This window comes from uncultured Sunxiuqinia sp. (assembly GCF_963974515.1).
GTDB lineage: Bacteria > Bacteroidota > Bacteroidia > Bacteroidales > Prolixibacteraceae > Sunxiuqinia.
On the sequence record NZ_CAXBDD010000046.1, the window covers coordinates 1 to 19708 of the forward strand.

15 protein-coding genes are annotated in these 19708 nt (G+C 45.5%); 13 read left to right on the plus strand and 2 right to left on the minus strand.

The features are described from left to right. Positions 1-804: 804 nt before the first annotated feature. From AAC033_RS11220 to AAC033_RS11245, 6 genes are read left to right on the plus strand one after another with little or no spacing between them, the layout of a single operon-like run. The gene (locus AAC033_RS11220) at positions 805-2304 is read left to right on the plus strand and encodes a family 10 glycosylhydrolase (RefSeq protein WP_339738091.1); all 1500 of its coding nucleotides are present in this window, start codon (positions 805-807) and stop codon (positions 2302-2304) included. 3 nt (positions 2305-2307) lie between these two features. Continuing rightward, complete coding sequence (locus tag AAC033_RS11225; RefSeq protein ID WP_339738093.1) at positions 2308-2901, plus strand: hypothetical protein; 594 nt, start codon at positions 2308-2310, stop codon at positions 2899-2901. 37 nt (positions 2902-2938) lie between these two features. Continuing rightward, the gene (locus AAC033_RS11230) at positions 2939-3760 is read left to right on the plus strand and encodes a glycosyltransferase family A protein (RefSeq protein ID WP_339738095.1); all 822 of its coding nucleotides are present in this window, start codon (positions 2939-2941) and stop codon (positions 3758-3760) included. Between the two features lie 35 nt (positions 3761-3795). Further along, entirely contained in the window at positions 3796-4755 is a 960-nt protein-coding gene (locus AAC033_RS11235) for a DUF4922 domain-containing protein (RefSeq protein WP_339738097.1), read from the plus strand. After that, positions 4752-6083, plus strand: coding sequence for a SpoIID/LytB domain-containing protein (locus AAC033_RS11240; RefSeq protein WP_339738099.1), 1332 nt, complete (start codon positions 4752-4754; stop codon positions 6081-6083). The genes AAC033_RS11235 and AAC033_RS11240 overlap by 4 nt, the downstream gene beginning before the upstream one ends. Positions 6084-6092: 9 nt before the next feature. Then, positions 6093-7370, plus strand: a complete 1278-nt coding sequence (locus AAC033_RS11245; RefSeq protein WP_339738101.1) for an AmpG family muropeptide MFS transporter — start codon at positions 6093-6095, stop codon at positions 7368-7370. Between the two features lie 114 nt (positions 7371-7484). On the opposite strand, the gene AAC033_RS11250 is transcribed toward AAC033_RS11245, so the two are convergent. Next, positions 7485-8360, minus strand: a complete 876-nt coding sequence (locus tag AAC033_RS11250; protein WP_339738103.1) for a sugar phosphate isomerase/epimerase — start codon at positions 8358-8360, stop codon at positions 7485-7487. A gap of 226 nt (positions 8361-8586) precedes the next feature. On the opposite strand from AAC033_RS11250, the gene AAC033_RS11255 reads away from it, so the two are divergent. Then, positions 8587-11049 carry a TonB-dependent receptor gene (locus AAC033_RS11255; RefSeq protein WP_339738105.1) on the plus strand — a complete coding sequence of 821 codons (2463 nt, stop codon included), beginning with the start codon at positions 8587-8589 and terminating at the stop codon, positions 11047-11049. A 422-nt stretch (positions 11050-11471) separates the two neighbouring features. After that, positions 11472-12968, plus strand: coding sequence for an alpha-L-fucosidase (locus AAC033_RS11260; RefSeq protein ID WP_339738107.1), 1497 nt, complete (start codon positions 11472-11474; stop codon positions 12966-12968). 90 nt (positions 12969-13058) lie between these two features. Here the strand turns inward: AAC033_RS11260 and AAC033_RS11265 are convergent, their stop codons facing one another. Further along, a complete protein-coding gene (locus AAC033_RS11265; protein WP_339738109.1) occupies positions 13059-14099 on the minus strand; it encodes a hemolysin family protein in 1041 nt (346 codons plus the stop codon). 312 nt (positions 14100-14411) lie between these two features. On the opposite strand from AAC033_RS11265, the gene AAC033_RS11270 reads away from it, so the two are divergent. The 5 genes from AAC033_RS11270 to nifD all read left to right on the plus strand — a co-directional run bounded on the left by AAC033_RS11270 (position 14412) and on the right by nifD (position 19701). Next, on the plus strand, positions 14412-15974 hold the full coding sequence (locus AAC033_RS11270; RefSeq protein WP_339738111.1) for a sigma 54-interacting transcriptional regulator: 1563 nt from the start codon (positions 14412-14414) through the stop codon (positions 15972-15974). A gap of 511 nt (positions 15975-16485) precedes the next feature. Beyond that, positions 16486-17310, plus strand: a complete 825-nt coding sequence (nifH, locus tag AAC033_RS11275) for a nitrogenase iron protein (RefSeq protein ID WP_339738113.1) — start codon at positions 16486-16488, stop codon at positions 17308-17310. A gap of 30 nt (positions 17311-17340) precedes the next feature. After that, positions 17341-17661 carry a P-II family nitrogen regulator gene (locus AAC033_RS11280; protein WP_339738114.1) on the plus strand — a complete coding sequence of 107 codons (321 nt, stop codon included), beginning with the start codon at positions 17341-17343 and terminating at the stop codon, positions 17659-17661. Between the two features lie 18 nt (positions 17662-17679). Then, positions 17680-18054, plus strand: coding sequence for a P-II family nitrogen regulator (locus AAC033_RS11285; protein ID WP_339738116.1), 375 nt, complete (start codon positions 17680-17682; stop codon positions 18052-18054). A 15-nt stretch (positions 18055-18069) separates the two neighbouring features. Continuing rightward, on the plus strand, positions 18070-19701 hold the full coding sequence (gene nifD / locus AAC033_RS11290; RefSeq protein ID WP_339738118.1) for a nitrogenase molybdenum-iron protein alpha chain: 1632 nt from the start codon (positions 18070-18072) through the stop codon (positions 19699-19701). Positions 19702-19708 lie beyond the last annotated feature (7 nt).

Below are 19708 nucleotides of genomic sequence, written 5' to 3' on the forward strand. Positions count from 1 at the left end.
TGACTGGCAGTCAAAAGGTCATCGGTTCGATTCCGATATTCTCCACCCTGGTAATCAGCAATTTAAAAGACCCGATCTCGGGTCTTTTTTGTTTTTGATACACACAAATTTACACACAACTCCTCAGAGATATCGGCTGATCCTCGATTTGTACAGACAAAGGTTTAAATAATTCCTATAAAAATAAAAAGGCAGTCCTCTGACTGCCTTTTCCGCCCCGATTTCTCGGGGAACTAACCTAAACCAACTAAACCTAATAAACCATGAGCAGCTGGAAATTGTGGTGTGCTGTCCCGAAAGACAGCTAATTCCCAGTTTGCTACTAATATACTTGCAACAAACAAAAGTCTGAACAAGTACATTTCGATTTCGGGTCAAAGATATCAAAAAAAACAAAAGATGTGCAAAGATATTTTTGAATAATCCGATCAGAATAGTAGTTCTTAACAGCGAGTTAAAACAGGACCGATTATCAGTCAGTCGCTTGGACTTTTCTTTTGAAGAGCCCGTTTGTGTATTGATGACATCAAAATTTATGATGATATCGATAAGCAATATAGAAACATCAGGCGACAAAAGAATAAAAGAGGCGCTACACTCGTTTTAATAGCCTTTGACGGAGATAGGGCAGGGATAAATTTCACACGGAGCTTTTGCTTTTTAATCGGCTCAGGGATAGTGCTTTGTGACTTGGAGCTGGAGAGGCGCATTCAACATCAAGAGGATTGATGGCGAATTAAGTGTTTTAATTTAGAGAATAGACCTAATTTTATACCTCAAACTAATCGAATTAAATGTTGACTTATGCGTTCAAAACTGTGTTTGGTATTACTTTTATTTTCGCTGAGTAGCTTCTCGCAACAAAATCCGAAAAGAGAATTCCGGGCCGCGTGGGTTGCTACGGTCTCCAATATTGATTGGCCCTCCAAGCAGGGATTGAGTATTGCTCTTCAACAACAGGAAGCTCTCGTTTTGCTCAATAAACTTCAGCAGGTTGGAATGAATGCGGTCATTTTTCAGATGCGACCTGCTTCGGATGCATTCTATCCCTCTGATATTGAACCGTGGTCTCGTTATCTGACTGGTATTCCGGGCCAGGATCCGGGCTACGATCCTTTGCAGTTTTGGATTGACGAATGCCATAAGCGAAACATGGAATTTCATGCCTGGTTTAATCCGTTTAGGGTAGCGTTGAAATATGATGAACCTTTGGCTTCAGGGCATATTGCGTTTGACAATGAAGACTGGGTCGTGAAATACGGCAATTCGCTTTATTTTGATCCGGGCTTGCCCGAAACAAGACAGTTTATTACCGATGTGGTAATCGATGTGGTGAGGCGCTACGATGTTGATGCCGTTCATTTTGATGACTATTTCTACCCGTACCCGATCATTGGGGAAGCATTTCCTGATACCCTTTCATTTAGAAAATACAGGAGGGGCTATGCTGATGAACAGCTGGAAGACTGGCGGCGCGAGAATGTTGACCTGACCATTGAGAAACTCAGTATGGCGATTAAATCGGTTAAGCCTTGGGTGAAATTTGGAATCAGCCCTTTTGGTGTATGGCGTAACATTGCCGATGATGAGCGCGGCTCGTTGACCTCAGCAGGAAATACCAATTACGATCACTTATATGCCGATGTAATCAAATGGATGGAGAATGGGTGGCTTGATTACCTGTTACCTCAGCTTTATTGGCATATTGGGCATCCGGCCGCGAACTTTGAGACCTTGTCGAACTGGTGGAAGCATCATGCTTACAATCGGGCGTTATATGTCGGGCACTCGGTTTATAAGTGCGATCCGGCATCCAGCATATTGGAGTGGAGGCAATGCAGTCAACTTCCCGATCAGATTCGCTTGACTCGAAAGATTCAGGAAATCGGAGGCAGTGCGTTTTACAGTGCAAAACATTTTTACCGCGATATTATCGGGTTTCAGGATACCCTGGAAACCAAGTTGTATGCCGATCCTGCGCTGGTGCCGGAAATGCCGTGGATTGACAATCAGCCACCGGCAACACCGCGAAAGGTGAAAAAGGGGTGGGGCAAAGTGTTGAAATGGAAACCCGATAAAACGGAGAATGAACTTGATAAAGCCGTTCGCTACATTGTATATAAAAATAAGGTGGGTGAAGTTTTTGATCCCAATGACACGCGATATATCAGTTTGATTACGAAGGAAACAAAGCTTAGCCTAAATAAACGGACCAATAAAATAGAATATGAATTCCGGGTGTCGGCTCTCGACCGACTTCACAATGAAAGCCAAATCTCAGATCCGGTGATTATAAAACTCTGATTCATGAATCAAAAAATAGACTGTTTCATTTCCTTCTGCGGAAAACTTGAAACTCAGCACACCATTAGCCAACTGAAATTTTCAGAGCTGGTTCAGTCCATCTTTGTGCTCAGCAACAAAAATATTGAGATGGAAGGAGCCGAAACCCTTCTGGTCAATCATCCGAATGCCACAAAGAGTATAGAGTTGATAGCCCGAAAAGCGACAGCTGGTTTTGTCATGGTTGCTACACAGCCGAGCTCGCTGGGGTTGGGACAATTTGCGATGGAGCGGATGCTACAACTGGCCGAGTCGAGCCAGGCAAGTATGCTTTATGCTGATTATTTTGAGCTGACGGTTGGTGTTCGCTCCAATCATCCGGTCATTGATTACCAACAGGGAAGCTTACGGGATGACTTCAATTTCGGTCCCGTGCAGTTGTTCAGGAGAGAGGTGCTAGAAAAATTCGTTTCAGAGAAACATCCAAACTACCAGCATGCCGGATTTTATAGCTTGCGCCTGCTGGCTTCACGAATGGGCGGGATTATTCGAGTCCCTGAGTTTCTGTTTAGCATGACTGAAACCGACACACGCCAGTCGGGGCGAAAAGCAGTTTGACTATGTGCGTGGAACTGCCCGAGAAAAGCAAATCGAAATGGAGCAGGCTTGCACTGATCACCTTCGGAAAATTGGTGGTTTTCTTGAGCCGAATTTTGAAACCGTTGAGTTTTCGGACGATTTTCCGGTGGAAGCTTCGGTAGTGATTCCCGTTCGCAATCGGATTCAAACGATCAAGGATGCAGTGGATTCAGTTCTTTCGCAAAAAACAGATTTTCCCTTCAACCTGATTGTAGTAGATAATTTTTCAACCGACGGAACGACTGAATTGCTGCGTAGTTATTCAGATGAACGATTGATTCATCTGATTCCGGATGCCACCGATCTGGGTATTGGCGGATGCTGGAACGAAGCGGTATTCCATGAAAAGTGCGGGCGATTTGCGGTTCAGCTCGATAGTGATGATTTGTATTTTGATGACTCAACGTTACAACAAATCGTCAACAAATTTCACGAAGAGCAATGTGCCATGGTGATCGGTTCGTACCAAATGTGCGACTTCAATCTCGACCAAATTCCACCCGGCTTGATTGACCACCGGGAATGGACACCGGAGAATGGTCCAAACAATGCGCTTCGCATTAACGGGCTGGGTGCACCGCGAGCCTTTTATACTCCGATCCTTCGCAAAATCCGGATTCCCAATACCAGCTATGGCGAAGATTATGCGGTTGGCTTAGCCATTTCGCGTACCTGGAAAATTGGGCGTATTTATCATGCCATTTACCGTTGCCGGCGCTGGGAAGACAACTCGGATGCCTCGTTGGATATTATCAGACAAAATGCGCATAACGCGTACAAAGACAGCCTGCGAACTTTTGAGCTGAAAGCGAGGATAAGAAAAAACCTAAGAGGGTGATCAGGTGTATGTGATAGAACCAGAATGGTTGAAAAATGATTAAGAGCACGTTTGAAATATCGGTAAAAGACTTGATTCAGCAACAAAAGCGGGAGTGGGAGCTTGCCAGGATCAATTATTTTGGGTTGGAAAAAGTGGAGTCGAAAGCATTTGATTTCGATGGATTCAAAATACTTGCCCAGTACAACCCCGAGCGGATCCGTTCGTCGGCTGCCAAGACCGATGCCAAGTCCATTGCGCGACGCGCCTGTTTTTTATGCCAGACCAATCGGCCTGTTGAACAGCACGGAGTTTCTTTTGGCAAGGATTACACCGTCCTGATCAATCCGTTTCCTATTTTCACAGGACACCTCACCATTTCATTAAATGAGCATCTTCCGCAGAAAATTGCACCTTATCTAACGGATCTGTTGACTCTGAGTAAAGCGTTGCCCGAATTCACTATCTTTTATAACGGCCCAAAATGTGGTGCATCGGCTCCCGACCATTTCCATTTTCAGGCAGGAAGTAAAAACCACATGCCACTTGATATGGAGACTAACCAAGTCCTTGAAAAATGGGGCGAGCCACTCTTTCAGAATGAACAAACAAGCATCACGGCCCTTGGGAAAAAGTACCTGCGTAATCTCATCTGCCTGAGGTCCACTTCTAAAAAGGAATTAATTCATTCTTTTGAAGTAGTCCTGGGTTTGATGATCCGGCGTTCGGACGAAAGCGAACCCATGATGAATATTTTGTCGCGCTACGAAAACGGACAGTGGACGGTGGTGCTTTTCCCACGGCAACGGCAACGGCCGCAACAGTTTTATGCCGAAGGAACTGAACAAATTTTGATCAGTCCTGCCTCGGTCGAGATGGCGGGACTGGTTATTCTTCCGCGGAGAGAAGATTTTGACAAGCTGACACAGGATGATTTAACCGATATTTACGGGCAAGTATCCATCGATGATCACGCATTTGAAGAACTGAAATATCGAGTAAAATTGAAGCTATGAACAGACAACCTGAAATTCAGGTCGGCATTTTAGCCGAAAAAGTGATCACTTTTGAGCTGGATGGCCATTACGACTCCAGAGAAGAAATGAACGGTTTGCGTTTTCGGGCGGAGCTCTCTGGAGAGGAGATTGTGATCATTTCCGACTCTGGTCAGCAAATGAAAGGCAAGGAGTTTATTTTTCAGGCGAGTTCGGTCGAGGATTCTTTTTTGCTCGAAGGGGTGACCATTGGCATCGATTTCCATTGGGAACAAAAAGAGAACCAACGGTTTCGGGGCGATTTAAAACTGATTGTCGAAGGCGGAAAAGTGCGCGCCATCAACCTGGTACTGCTTGAAGAATATTTACGTTCGGTTATTTCATCCGAAATGAGTGCCACCAGTTCATCCGATTTGCTAAAAGCCCACGCTGTGATCTCTCGAAGTTGGCTACTGGCACAAATCAATAAGAGCGAACAATTGAAATCCGGTTCAGTCAGCAATCAGTCAATTCAAGAGACAGAAGGAGAAATGATCCGCTGGTACGATCGTGAGGACCACCGCCATTTTGATGTATGTTCCGACGATCATTGCCAGCGCTATCAGGGGATAACAAAGATTGTCAATGAGAAAGCCAGCCGTTCAGTTGACGATACCTTTGGCGAGTTTTTGATACTTGGCGATGAAATTTGTGATGCCCGTTTTTCGAAATGCTGCGGAGGCATGTCTGAGAATTTTGAAAACGTGTGGCAGCCGGTTGCTCACAGCTACCTCAGTAAAGTGTTTGACTCGGAATACAGCGAAGCCACAGGCATTGACCTGAGGCGCGAAGGAGAAGCGGAAGAATGGATTCGAAGTAGTCCGGATGCATTTTGTAACACCAACGACAAACAGATTCTGTCGCAGGTTCTGCCAGATTTTGATCAGGCAACCACCGATTTTTATCGTTGGAGGATGAGCTACACACAGGAGCAACTTTCCTCCTTGCTGCTCAAGAAAACAGGCATCGACTTTGGGCAAGTTATTCGCCTGGAGCCGGTTGAGCGCGGGCATTCCTCACGCCTGATCAAACTGAGAATTGTTGGGGTTAAAAGGACGATGATTATCGGCAAGGAATTGGAAATCCGCCGCGCTTTGTCTGAGTCGCATTTGTACAGTTCTGCTTTTGTCGTTGATTACCATGACGTGCAGGGAGGAATTCCGCAGCAAATTGAACTGTCTGGTGCCGGCTGGGGACACGGTGTTGGCCTTTGCCAGATTGGCGCCGCCGTAATGGGCGAAAAAGGATACGACTATCAATCCATTCTAAAACACTATTTTAAGGGTGCCGAGTTGAAGAAAATATACTAGATTAAACGAATGAAAAAAGCAACAACCCGCAATGCCTGGGCCTGGATCCCCTCACTGTACTTTGCCGAAGGCCTGCCTTATGTTTTGGTGATGACCGTTTCAGTGATCATGTACAAACGGCTAGATATCTCGAATACTGACATTGCGCTGTACACCAGTTGGCTATATCTGCCCTGGGTTATCAAACCCATTTGGAGCCCCATTGTAGATAACCTGCGCACCAAGCGATTTTGGATTATCAGCATGCAATTGCTTGTGGGTGTGTCGCTGGCTTGTGTTGCGTTCACCTTGCCGATGAGCAATTTCTTTCAATCTAGCCTGGCTTTCCTTTGGTTGATGGCCTTCAGCTCGGCTACACACGATATTGCCGCGGATGGGTTTTATATGCTAGGACTCACCAAGCACGATCAGGCATTTTTTGTGGGGATCCGAAATACTTTTTACCGCTTTGCCATGCTGGCGGGACAGGGGCCGCTGGTGATTCTGGCAGGGCACATGGAAACCATTGCTGAAAGTACCTCCTGGGCCTGGAGCATTACGTTTTTCATTTTTGCGGCTCTTTTTGCTGCCTTTAGTTTGTGGCACCTGTTGATTTTGCCCTACCCAACGAGCGACGTGAAGCACGAGCATCAGACGGTGGAAGAAGCACTGGCCAAGTTTTGGGAGACGTTCACATCGTTTTTTAAAAAGGAAGGCATTGGCGTGGCCTTGGTGTTTATACTGGTTTTTCGTTTGGGTGAAGCTCAGCTGGTTAAATTGGCCTCACCGTTTTTGTTGGATGAGATTTCAGACGGAGGACTGGCGTTAACAACCAGCAACATCGGTTTTGTATACGGTACGGCCGGAATTGTTGCGCTTACCCTTGGTGGTATTTTAGGTGGAATTGCGGTTTCGCGCCATGGCATTAAAACCTGGTTGTGGCCGATGGTGTTGGCCATGAACCTACCCAACCTGGTATATGTGTTTCTGGCTTTTGTACAGACGCAGAATTTGGGAATTGTTACCGCTGCGGTCGTGGTGGAACAGTTTGGTTACGGGTTTGGATTTACCGCCTACATGCTTTTTATGATCTACCTTTCGGAAGGAAAACACAAAACGGCTCATTACGCATTGTGTACTGGCTTTATGGCCCTGGGGATGATGCTGCCCGGCATGATCAGTGGTTGGGTCCAGGAGCAGATCGGCTACCAATACTTTTTTGTTTGGGTGATGATTTGTACCATTCCGGGTTTTATTATCATCAATTTTCTGAAGATTGATCCAAAATTTGGGGCGAAGGAAGGATAGCCACGGATGCACGAATATGCTCCTTTGAATTGCGCATTCCCGGCGATTAAACTTCATAAAAAAGCTCCCTGAATGGCGATCAGGGAGCTTCAATAGCAATCAACTTTATTTCAATTACTTGGTGTATTTGGCTTCATTTAAAAATTCAAAGCTTTTTTCTACACTTACCAGCGGCTCAAAGTTGTATCGTTCCACTTCAACAATATAGTCTTTCATGCCGGCTTTTTTCGCCATCTTAAAGGCGGGTTCAAAATCCATCTTGCCACTGGCGCCCAGCTCTTCCACGTCTTTTACATGGTACAATTCAAAACGTCCGGGATATTTTTTGAAATAGTCAAGGGCATTTTTACCTCCTTCGGCAATCCAGTACAAGTCTAATTGAAACATGACTTTGTCAGGATCGGTATTCTGCAGCAAGTAGTCGTAGAAGATGTTTCCTTCCAATTCCGTAGTAAACTCCTGGGCGTGGTTGTGGTACCCGAAACGAATGCCGGCTTTGTTACACATTTCGCCAACGGTGTTGTAGTAGTCGCAATATTGTTTCAATACGGCCAGATCCTCGTATGACTCACGTCCCATCGAGGGTTTTACGATCCACTTGGCGCCTGCAGTTTTGTGCGCTTCAATGCAGGTTTTCCACCAGTCCATCGCCTGATCCCATTCGCCTTCTTTCGGCAGGTTCATCCCGGTGTGCGAACCTTTCATGGTCATGCCGTGCTTGGCGAGCAAAGCTTTGAACTCGGCGGGTTCCATACCGTAAAATTTGCCATCGTTGTATCCGGCGGCCTCCACATAAGCATAGCCAATTTCGCCCAGCTTAGCGATGGTCCCTTCGGCATCTTTACTCATATCGTCGCGGACCGACCAGAGTTGAATACCAATTTCCTTTTCTTTTTTTGGTGCCTTATTCCCGGCAAATACTGATGCCGAGAACATCACGAGAATTAAAGCAATCAAGATACTTTTTGCTTTCATGTTAAAATTTGTCATGGTTAATGATTTAATAGAAAATAGTTGATAAAAATTTAGTTGTCGAAGACAAAGATAACGAAAAGAAGCTCCGGATTGAAAATAAAATGAGACGTTGCTGATGATCTCAAACCAGCCAATTGCTTCAATTTTCCGTTTACAAATGTTAACAATAAAATACCTGCGAGTCTTTAAACCATCCTTCCTATTTTCTGTCGTAGAACATGAACCCAATAAATACGAGAATATGAATTTTGGCAAGGCCCTTCTTTTACTCTTTTTAATATTGAATATCTCGGCTGTGGCCCAGCCTCCCGGAGAAATTGAAAATACTCCTGAGGCAAAGGCAATTGTACGAGGCCAGATCATTGATGCTGACACCAAACAAAGCATGGAATATGCTAACATTTCCATTTATAATCCCGACGACTCATCGCTGGTTTCGGGTGGAATAACCGATAGTAAAGGTGAATTTGTGATCAAACAAATCGACTTTGGAACTTATTATGCTGAAGCAAACTTTATTGGATTTAATAAGACAAGAATCAACAACATCCGAATCAATTCAAATAATCGTCAGATTGATCTGGGAATCATCGCATTGGAACCATCCACGCAGGAAATCGGTGCGGTCAATGTGGTTGCCGACCGGTCACGGATCGAATATAAAATAGACAAAAAAATTGTGAACGTCAGCCAGGATATTAATGCGGCAGGTGGGACGGCTGTCGATGTGTTGGAGAATACACCCTCAATTGAAGTTGATATTGAGGGGAACGTGAGTTTGCGTGGATCAGGAAGTTTTACGGTATTGATTGACGGGAAGCCCAGCGTCATTGAGGGAAGCGATGCCTTACGTCAATTACCGGCAGCCGTGATTGAAAATATCGAGATTATTACCAACCCGTCAGCCAAATACGACCCGGACGGGATGGCCGGAATTATAAATGTGGTCTTGAAAAAGAACGTGTTATCCGGATTCAACGGCATTATTAACGCGATGGTTGGCACGCGCGACAAGTACCGGACAGACCTGACCCTGAACTATAAAACAAAAAAGACGAACCTGTTTTTTGGCGCTGATTTTAATGACGAAACCTATTACGGGTCGGGAAATTTGTACCGGGAAACCTACCTGCAGGATACAACCAGGTATTTGATTTCGGAAGGAACCCGGGACTTTGGGCGGAACGGGCACCGCTTTAAGGGGGGGCTGGATATTTATTTGACCGATTTGGCGACCCTGACACTTTCAGGAACCTACGGCCAGTACGGCCGGAAAGGCGGAGGAGAGAGTCTGTTGCACGAATATACCGAACCTGCAAATACCGATGTTTATTCGGTTGAAGTGGAGAACTCTAACCGCGAAGGAACTTACGTGAATACCAACCTCAATTTTCAGCAAAAATTCAATGAAGACGGAACGCACAAGCTGGATGCCCTGTTTTATTATTCAAATAGTGTAGGTGATGATTATGAGTTTGAGGATGAGTTTTTTGCTAATTCAAATTACGAGCGGACAGGTGGCTACCTGGCTCGTGTGCGAACCATTGAGGAAGAAGACGAAGATGAGTACCGCTTTGAGTTGGATTACACCAAACCCGTTGGTGAGGAAGGGCGTTTTGAAGCTGGGTTACAGAGCCGGATTGACAGGGAGTTTGAAAACTATTCCTTTAATGACTGGGACAATGAGAACAATCAATACATTGACAACCCCGATTTCTCAAGCTCGCAGCATTTCAAACGCGACATTTTTTCCGCGTACAGTACGTTTGCCAGCAATTTCGGAAGTTTCAGGTACCAGCTTGGGCTTCGTGGCGAGTATGTAAACCGGAGCATTGAACATGAAAAAGCGGATGAACCGGCCGAAATAAACCGGTTCGATGTGTTTCCAACCTTGCACTTATCCTACGAGTTTCTAAATAAAACCCAATTGATGACCAGCTACAGCCGGCGGATCGACCGACCGGGTGGCCGCGATCTGGACCCGTTTCCGAATTACTACAATCGGTACACCATTCGTTATGGTAATCCGGAGTTGGAGCCGGAATATACCGATTCGTATGAAGTTGGTGTCATGAAAAATTGGGGAAAATCGTTTATCTCGCTCGAAGGATTTTACAGGGTAACCAACAACCTCATTACTCAGGTTACCGAGTTGGGCGATGACGGTATTTTTTACATCAACACTGAGAACCTGAATAATGACTATTCGCTGGGTTCCGAAATTATGGGAAATATCAATATTGACGACTGGCTGATTTTCAACACCAGTTTTTCGCTTTACCGGTATCGGATTGAAGGCGAGATTTTGGGCGAATCGATCGACCGGAAAAGTACCAACTACACCGGGCGGCTGAATACAACGGTGAAGTTCGGTCCTTCGTCGCGTTTGCAGTTGACAGGATATTATCGCGGACCGTCGGTTTCGGCACAGGGCGAACGGTCCAGTTTCTTTTTCACCAACCTGGCTTATCGTCAGGATTTGATGGAAGATAAACTGACAGCGACTATAGGTTTGCGCGATGTTTTTGGAACCATGAAATTTGAGCGGACTTCGACGGGCGTTGATTTTTACGATGTATATAAGCGCGAAAGAGAATCGCAGGTGCTCACTTTAACCTTGAGCTACAAGATTAACAACTTTAAAATGGAACGAAATGGTGGCGATGGCACACGCGAAATGGATTATGATGATGGTGGATTTTAGTTTTTTTTTCATATAGTTATTGTTAGTGAATGGAAGGAGGTCTGCGGACCTCCTTTTCTGTATGTCGGTTTTTAGACGAGAATCGTGAAAAGACTTTTTTGGGCATATTGCTTGTGTTCGACTTCATGAGGTTGAGTGAGCAGTTTGTTTGGTTTTTAAGAAGACGCAGATAGCAAAAATGGTCTCATTAAATTCTTCCAGAACAATAGTCAGTCGATTCGGTGTGCAAAGTAATGTTTAGTATCATTGGCAGAAAAACGCCAAAAGTCACCATCTTTAGAAAAGAATTCAAAAGTTGTAGTTTTTAGGGAAAATGTTTAAAATTTGTCATTTGGTAGCTGGCAGATAACCCAACAAACGAATGAACACAGCAGGGTTTCGATCATTTTTTAAGAATATGTAACCAATTAAAAAAAAGCATCATGAAAAAACTACTCGCGAGTTTCTGTTTAATTGTGCTGGTCCTGAGTGCTTCAGCTCAGATGGTTCATGAATATGAAGGACAAAGATATCATCCGGAACATGATCCACTAGTCAATGAAAAATTGGATCAATGGCAAGACTTGAAATTTGGTCTTCTGATGCACTGGGGTGCATACAGTCAATGGGGCATTGTCGAGTCCTGGTCAATTTGCCCGGAAGACTATGGGTGGTGTCAGCGGGAGAAAGGAAATAGCCCTGACAGCTACTTCGAGTATGTGAAGGAATATGAATCCCTGAAAAATACCTTCAATCCAGTCGGTTTTGACCCCGCGAAATGGGCCCAGGCAGCCCGTGAAGCTGGTATGAAGTATGTCATTTTTACCACAAAACACCATGACGGATTTTGCATGTTTGATTCAAAATATACAGATTACAAGGTAACTGACCAAGCGTGTGCCTTTCATACAAATTCGAAAGCCAATATAACCAAAGAAATTTTTGATGCTTTCAGGAGCGAAGGCTTATGGGCAGGAGCCTACTTCTCAAAACCTGACTGGCATTCTGATTATTATTGGGATCCTTACTTTCCTCCATTTAATCGAAATGTGAACTATGATCCGGAAGCCTATCCTGAAAAATGGCAAAAGTTTGTTGATTTCACGCACAATCAAATTTTGGAGTTGCTAACGGACTATGGCAAGATTGATATCTTGTGGTTAGATGGGGGTTGGGTTGCAAAGTCTTCAAAAGAAGAGTTGCAACATGCGTTGATTCGCAAAGCAATGGGGACTTCGTCTGGCTTCTTGAAGTCATTTGCTGTGAACCAGGACATTAAAATGGACGAACTGGTTGCAAAGGCGCGCGAAAAGCAGCCCGGATTAATTGTGGTTGATCGTGCCGTGGAAGGGAAAAATCAAAACTATTTGACTCCCGAGAATAAAGTACCGGAAGAAGCTTTGCCATTTCCATGGGAGTCGTGTATTATTGCCGGTGGTGGTTGGTCTTATGTCCCCGATGCGCAATACATGAGTCCGAGAGAAGCAATTCATATGTTGGTTGACATTGTGGCAAAGGGGGGAAACTTACTTTACAATATTGCTCCTGGACCGGATGGAACCTGGCATGATGAGGCTTATCATTTATTGGAAGCAATCGGAGATTGGATCCAGGTCAATGGCGAAGCTATATACAACACACGGGCCATTGCTCCGTATAAAGAAGCCAATATTTGTTTTACCAGAGCGAAAGACTCCAGTACGATTAATGCCATTTACCTGGCCGATGAAGAACAAGAGCAGTTGCCTGCAGAGATCTACGTGCGTACTTTCCAGCCAAAAAAAGGAGCGAAAGTAAGGCTACTTGGGGATGAGAAATCTTTGAGTTGGAAAAAATCAGGAAGTGGCATGCTAGTCCAAATTCCGGAGAAGTTGCGGAAAAACCCACCGGCTGGCTATGCTTGGGTACTTCAGTTTGAGGTAGCTGAAGATCGGCTATAATGGGGAAGAGGGTAGCTGAAAGTAGAATCTACGAATCAGGCGGTCTTAAATGCTTGAAAAATAGGATGATATGTTTCATCACTCTTTTCTTTATTTGATATTGATATCTTTCGTCCGTTTAGCCCAGCGGTCGCGGGCGAGTTGTTGCATATCGGTTTGGATATCTTTTTCGTCGGTGATTTCCAGTCCGAGAATGGTTTCAATCACATCTTCCATGGTCACCAATCCTTCTGTTCCACCATATTCATTAATGATCAAGGCGATGTGTTCCTTTTTAAACAGCAGTTTTTCAAACAGAACCGGCACCGTAACATTCTCGTAGCAAACCACAATTTCTCTTTTATGCGATTCGAGCAAATCTTCGGTAGCGCCGGCAGCCAGTTTTTCCATCACATCCTGTTTCAGGACATAGCCGGTAATTTTATCAATACTTTCCTGGTAAATCGGAATCCGTGAGAACTGAAAAAAGCTCTCCTGCCCAAAAAAGTCAGCCAGAGTCGTGGTTTCTGGTGCAGCCAGCATCACGGTTCGCGGAGTCATGATGTCTTTCACTTTGATCTCCCGCAACCGAATCAGGTTGATAATGATCTTGCTTTCGGTTTCCTTAAAAATCCCTTCGTTCAATCCCAGCGAAGCCAGCATGGCGACTTCTTCGCGGCTGACCGATTGCTCCGGCTTGTTTTTCGAAACGGCATGAGTGATGAATTCAGTCAGTAATACCAACGGATAGGCGATAATAATTAAAAGCTGGATAACTCGGGCTGATGGTAAGGATAGTTCGCGCCAATACCGGGCCCCGATGGTTTTTGGAATGATTTCCGAAAAAACCAAGATTAAAATCGTAAGTACTGCCGAGATGATTCCGAAATAAGCAGCTCCAAATACTTTCGTCGCTTCAGCACCGACTCCGGCCGCCCCAACGGTGTGAGCTACGGTATTCAAAGTAAGGATGGCCGCCAGCGGGCGATCAATTTTGGTTTTTAGTGCCTTGAGCGTTTTGGCTGCGTGGTTTCCTTCCTGTTCTTTTAGGTAGATGAACGAGAAGTTGACGGAAAGAAGAACGGCCTCGAGAATTGAACACAAAAAGGAAATCCCCAACGCTAAAATCAAATAGAACAGTAACATGCTCATGGTGCTCGCTAATTTTTCGAAAAGATAGTAATTGTGTTGGACAAAGCTATCAATTCAGTTGTAAAGTTCTGCATGAAAAATGGCACTCAATCGTTTATGGCGATGAAGAACAGGAACTGGATCGCAAAGCAGCTGGATTTGGCGCTCTTGATTTGTTAGGATAGCTTGAATTCGGACTACCGAGTCTTGTTAATAGAATATTAATATGATCTTGATTTTAATTGCTTGTAGTGCATATGTCTTTTAGACTTCGCAATTTTATAGCAAAAAGTAATAATTGTACCTCATTGTGTTTCAGAAAGGAAAAAATAGATGGAATTTAAGTGCAAGAAGGCGGGAAGTGAATGTTATGGTTTAAAGGAGCTGGTTTTGCTCTCCGAAATCAGTCAGCGCTTAATCCAAAGCAAAGAGTTAAAGAACGATTTAACATCGATCCTTGAGATTTTAGTCCGCCACCTGGGGGCTGAACGAAGTCTACTGACTATTTTCAATCGGAAAAACTCCAACATTTATATTGAGTCGGCTTACGGTTACAGCCCGGCACAGCAAGCCCGCGGGAAATACAAACTGGGAGAAGGCATCATCGGGCGAGTGGTGGAGTTGGCGCGGCCGGTGGTCGTCGAAAAAATTTCGAAATCGAGCCTGTTTTTGAATCGGACCCAGCAGGAGCTGAAGTCGGATGGTGGCGAAGAACTGAGTTTCATTTGTGTACCGATCATTGAGGAGGGAAAGGTGACCGGCACCCTGAGCTTGGTGCGGATTTTCAATCCGTTTATCACCAACGACGAGGACTTAAAGCTGTTGTCCATCATCGGGAGCCTCATCTCACGCGTCGTTCGTTCGCGGCAGGAACGAATGGAGGAAATGGAGCTGCTTCGGCAGAAAAATCAGGAATTGCAAAACCTGCTGAAAGGTGATAATTCAACCTTAAATATGATTGGAAACTCCGCCAAGATGCGCGATGTTTACTCACTGGTGAATATGGTTGCCGAAACGAATTCAACCATTCTGATTCGTGGCGAAAGTGGAATTGGTAAAGAATTGGTTGCCGATGCGATCCACTTCAGGAGTAAACGCGAAAGGGGGAGTTTTATTAAGGTGAACTGTTCTGCATTGCCGGATAGTCTGATTGAGAGTGAGTTGTTTGGGCATGAGAAGGGAGCATTTACAGGAGCGAACGGCCAGCGAAAAGGACGCTTTGAGCTGGCTGATGGAGGCACTATTTTCCTGGATGAAATTGGCGACATTCCCTTGTCAACCCAGGTGAAAATTTTGCGGATTATTCAGCAACGGGAATTCGAACGCCTTGGCGGCACTGAAACCATCAAGGTTGATGTTCGAATTATTACCGCGACCAACCGAAAACTGGAAGAAATGATTGAACGTGGTGAATTTCGCGAAGATCTGTTTTACCGGATCAATGTCTTTCCCATTTTTATCCCTTCCTTACGCGAACGCCGAAACGACATTCCGATGCTTGTGGATCATTTTATAGAGAAGTTTAACAAGCGGAACAATGCCAAAATCAAGCGGATCACCACTTCGGCCCTGAACATGCTGATGATATACTCCTGGCCGGGTAACATCCGCGAGCTTGAAAATTGCATTGAAAGAGCTTGCATATTGACACAGGACAATGTGATTCACAGTTATAATCTGCCACCCTCGTTGCAAACCGCCGATTCGACGAATACCGGCGCCCGGGGAGGCCTGACTTACACCGTTGAGCAAGTAGAGCAGCAACTGATCCGCGAGGCGCTGACCACCACAAACGGAAACATTGCCAAAGCCGCCGAACACCTGAAAGTGACAGAGCGTATGCTGGGCACCCGCATCAAAAAATATGAGATCGATGCCTGGCGATTTAAGGTATAAATCAGTTCCATGTAAGTCATTTCCTTGTCTTCGCTAACTACGGACTATTTCACGATCTTCATGGAATAGTCCATGAGAAGCATGGACACACTTGCCGAAAAGCGCAGACTTCTCCATGCAAGTTAATTCCGGCGCACCTCCAACCATAGCTGATTTCTGCTGGACCTGTCCGGCGTATAGCGCTCTGCCCTTCGCTCTCGACTCCCTGCCCTCCGACCATCCCACAAAAATGTAGGTTAAGCCAGTGTAAATCCTCAGCAAGTTCCCATAAACAGTCACTTTATGCTGTTTAGCATGAAATGTATTCCGCTCCCCTTCATCCTACCAAAATGTAGGAATCTTGAATCGTAAAAAACCCGTGCCAAAAAAGTTTATCAGGGCCAACGTCCAGGAATACAGCGCTTTTGGAATTTGGAAATGGGACTTGGAATTTGAAATTTCCCCTTTGGCATTCTTCTCGTTAAGGGCTTCAGCAAAGCAAAAACGTTAAACCCTCAAAAAATTGAAAAAGATGAGAAAGATCGCTATTTACGGGAAAGGTGGAATTGGTAAATCAACCACAACCCAAAACACCATTGCCGGATTGGTCGAAGCCGGCAAAAAGGTAAAGATTGTTGGATGTGACCCAAAAGCCGACTCCACCCGATTGCTGTTGGGTGGATTGGCACAAAAAACGGTGTTGGACACCCTTCGCGAAGAAGGCGAAGATGTTGAGTTGGAAGATATCGTCAAGGCTGGATATGGTGGTGTACGCTGTGTCGAATCAGGTGGCCCTGAGCCAGGAGTAGGCTGTGCCGGCCGTGGGATCATTACCGCCATTAACCTGTTGGAGCAGTTGGGCGCATGGGACGACAAGTTTGAAATTGATTACACCTTTTATGATGTGTTGGGAGATGTGGTTTGTGGTGGTTTTGCCATGCCCATGCGCGAAGGAAAAGCCCAGGAGATTTACATCGTGGTGTCGGGCGAAATGATGGCCATGTATGCGGCTAATAACATTTGCAAGGGGATTCGTAAATATGCCGAAGCAGGCGGGGTTCGTTTGGGGGGCTTGATTTGCAACTCACGAAATGTGGATAACGAACGGGAGATGATTGAAGAACTGGCCCGGAAACTCGGAACCAGGATGATTCACTTTGTACCCCGCGATAACATGGTACAGCGTGCCGAAATTAGTCGTAAAACGGTGATTGAATTTGATCCGGAACACAACCAGGCCCACGAGTACCGGGCACTTGCCAAAGCGATGGACGAAAACACCATGTTCGTCATTCCAAATCCGCTGGAAATGGAAGATTTAGAAGACCTGTTGGTCAACTTCGGCATTCTTAACTAACAAAAAAAAATAGGAGAACAAACTATGTTAATGATCAGAGCAATTATTCGTCCCGATAAATCAAGCAAAGTATTGAAAGCCCTTTTTGAAGCCGGTTACGTGGCTGTGACCAAGATTCCCGTGGTAGGTCGCGGAAAACAGCGGGGCATTAAAATCGGGGATGTGACTTACGATGAACTGCCCAAGGAGATGTTAATCATCGTGGTGAAAGATGAAGACAAGGAGTTTGCCATTTCAACGATTCTGGAAGCTGCCCGCACGGAACCAAACGGCGCTTTTGGAGATGGAAAAATATTCGTCACATCCGTTGATGAAGCCTATACCATCAGTCGGGGAACAAAAGAGTTATAACCTTAAATTCCAATGATTATGAAGATGATATTGGCCATTATCCGCATCGATAAAATGAACGAAACAAAAAAAGCCTTGACTGAAGCGGGCATCACTTCGATGACCGCAACCGGAAAAGTTTTCGGGCGCGGGAAAGGCTTATGGGATGCCAAAGTGCTGGAGGGCGTTAAAAACGATACGCCCGAAGCGTTGGCTCACCTGGGAAAAGAACCCCGGCTCAGACCACAGCGTGTCCTGAATATCGCTGTTTCCGACTACAACGTTCAACTAACAATTGATACGATTATTAAAGTTAACCGGACTCCTGCTCCCGGAGACGGCAAAATATTCGTCCTTCCACTGGATGATGCATGTCGTGTTCGTACAGGTGAAACTGGCACAACAATTCTTTGATAAAAAGTAAAAGCAATGGTAAATAGAAAAGATTTTACAAACGGATTACCGGATCCTTCTGCACTTCGGGAAGAGATTCTGAAGAGATATCCCCGGAAGATCGCCAAAAAGCGGGAAAAGTCAATATTGATCAACGACCCGGGACAAGAGCAGGAAATTCTGGCCAACGTGCGGACAGTCCCCGGGATTATTACCCAACGCGGGTGTACCTACGCGGGATGCAAGGGCGTTGTTTTGGGCCCTACCCGCGACATCATCAATCTGGTACACGGGCCAATCGGCTGCAGCTTTTACGCCTGGCTTACCCGCCGCAATCAAACCCGTGTGCCCGACGGTGGCGACAACTTTATCACCTATTCGTTTTCCACCGATATGCAGGATGAAAATATCGTGTTTGGCGGAGAAGCCAAACTGAAGGAAGCGATCCGTGAAGCATACGAACTATTCAAGCCCAAATCTATCGGAGTTTTCTCAACTTGTCCGGTAGGGCTGATTGGCGACGATGTCCATTCCGTCGCCCGCGAAATGAAAGCCGAGCTGGGGATCAACATCTTTGGTTTCAGCTGCGAAGGATACCGCGGTGTATCACAGTCAGCCGGCCACCACATCGCCAACAACGGTGTATTCAAACACGTGATCGGCAACACTGACAGGGAACGCACCGGAAAATTTCAGGTGAATTTGTTGGGCGAATACAATATTGGTGGCGATGCATTCGAAATAGAACGTTTGTTCGAAGAAGCCGGCATCACCTTGTTGGCTACCTTCTCCGGAAACTCAACCATCGAAAGCATGGAATATGCCCACACCGCCGACCTGAACATGGTAATGTGCCACCGCTCCATCAACTACATTGCAGAGATGATGGAAGAAAAATACGGCATCCCCTGGGTGAAGGTGAATTTCATTGGAGCCGAGTCAACGGCCAAATCACTGAAAAAAATTGCCGACTATTTTGGCGACCCCGAATTAACAGCCAAGGTGGATGAAATCTGTGATCGTGAAATGGCTAAAGTGAAAGCGGTTGCCGATTTGGTCATACCATCGGTGGAAGGTAAACTGGCCATGATGTTCGTGGGTGGATCGCGGGCTCACCACTATCAGGATTTATTTGCTGAACTGGGCATTCGGGTGGTTTCGGCCGGTTACGAGTTTGCCCACCGCGATGACTACGAGGGCCGGAAAGTCATTCCTTCAATTAAAATTGATGCCGATACCCGGAACATTGAAGACCTTGTGGTATCAAAAGATGAGGCTCACTTCAGAGACGATTTGGTTGAGAAGAAGGAATCGCTCAAAGGATCAGGTTACACCTTCAGCGATTACGCCGGGATGATGCCTGATATGAAGAAAAATGCACTGGTGATTGATGACGTCAACCACTGGGAAACGGAGAAGTTGATAGAATTTTACAAGCCCGATGTGTTTTGTGCCGGCATCAAGGAAAAGTATGTGGTGCAAAAATATGGAGTCCCGCTCAAACAGTTGCACTCTTATGACTACGGCGGCCCATATGCAGCCTTTGGAGGAGCAATTAATTTTTACACAGAAATGCAACGCATGCTGGCAACCAACATTTGGAAACTGGTGGACACACCCTGGAAGCATGAACCGGAAATCGTTGGAAGTATGACTATTGAAGCTTAAAAATAAG

Coding starts and splice junctions, on each gene's coding strand:
- AAC033_RS11220 (WP_339738091.1), top strand. CDS start 805: ATGCGTTCAAAACTGTGTTTGGTATTACTTTTATTTTCGCTGAGTAGC.
- AAC033_RS11225 (WP_339738093.1), top strand. CDS start 2,308: ATGAATCAAAAAATAGACTGTTTCATTTCCTTCTGCGGAAAACTTGAA.
- AAC033_RS11230 (WP_339738095.1), top strand. CDS start 2,939: ATGGAGCAGGCTTGCACTGATCACCTTCGGAAAATTGGTGGTTTTCTT.
- AAC033_RS11235 (WP_339738097.1), top strand. CDS start 3,796: ATGATTAAGAGCACGTTTGAAATATCGGTAAAAGACTTGATTCAGCAA.
- AAC033_RS11240 (WP_339738099.1), top strand. CDS start 4,752: ATGAACAGACAACCTGAAATTCAGGTCGGCATTTTAGCCGAAAAAGTG.
- AAC033_RS11245 (WP_339738101.1), top strand. CDS start 6,093: ATGAAAAAAGCAACAACCCGCAATGCCTGGGCCTGGATCCCCTCACTG.
- AAC033_RS11250 (WP_339738103.1), bottom strand. CDS start 8,360: ATGACAAATTTTAACATGAAAGCAAAAAGTATCTTGATTGCTTTAATT.
- AAC033_RS11255 (WP_339738105.1), top strand. CDS start 8,587: ATGAATTTTGGCAAGGCCCTTCTTTTACTCTTTTTAATATTGAATATC.
- AAC033_RS11260 (WP_339738107.1), top strand. CDS start 11,472: ATGAAAAAACTACTCGCGAGTTTCTGTTTAATTGTGCTGGTCCTGAGT.
- AAC033_RS11265 (WP_339738109.1), bottom strand. CDS start 14,099: ATGAGCATGTTACTGTTCTATTTGATTTTAGCGTTGGGGATTTCCTTT.
- AAC033_RS11270 (WP_339738111.1), top strand. CDS start 14,412: ATGGAATTTAAGTGCAAGAAGGCGGGAAGTGAATGTTATGGTTTAAAG.
- nifH (WP_339738113.1), top strand. CDS start 16,486: ATGAGAAAGATCGCTATTTACGGGAAAGGTGGAATTGGTAAATCAACC.
- AAC033_RS11280 (WP_339738114.1), top strand. CDS start 17,341: ATGATCAGAGCAATTATTCGTCCCGATAAATCAAGCAAAGTATTGAAA.
- AAC033_RS11285 (WP_339738116.1), top strand. CDS start 17,680: ATGAAGATGATATTGGCCATTATCCGCATCGATAAAATGAACGAAACA.
- nifD (WP_339738118.1), top strand. CDS start 18,070: ATGGTAAATAGAAAAGATTTTACAAACGGATTACCGGATCCTTCTGCA.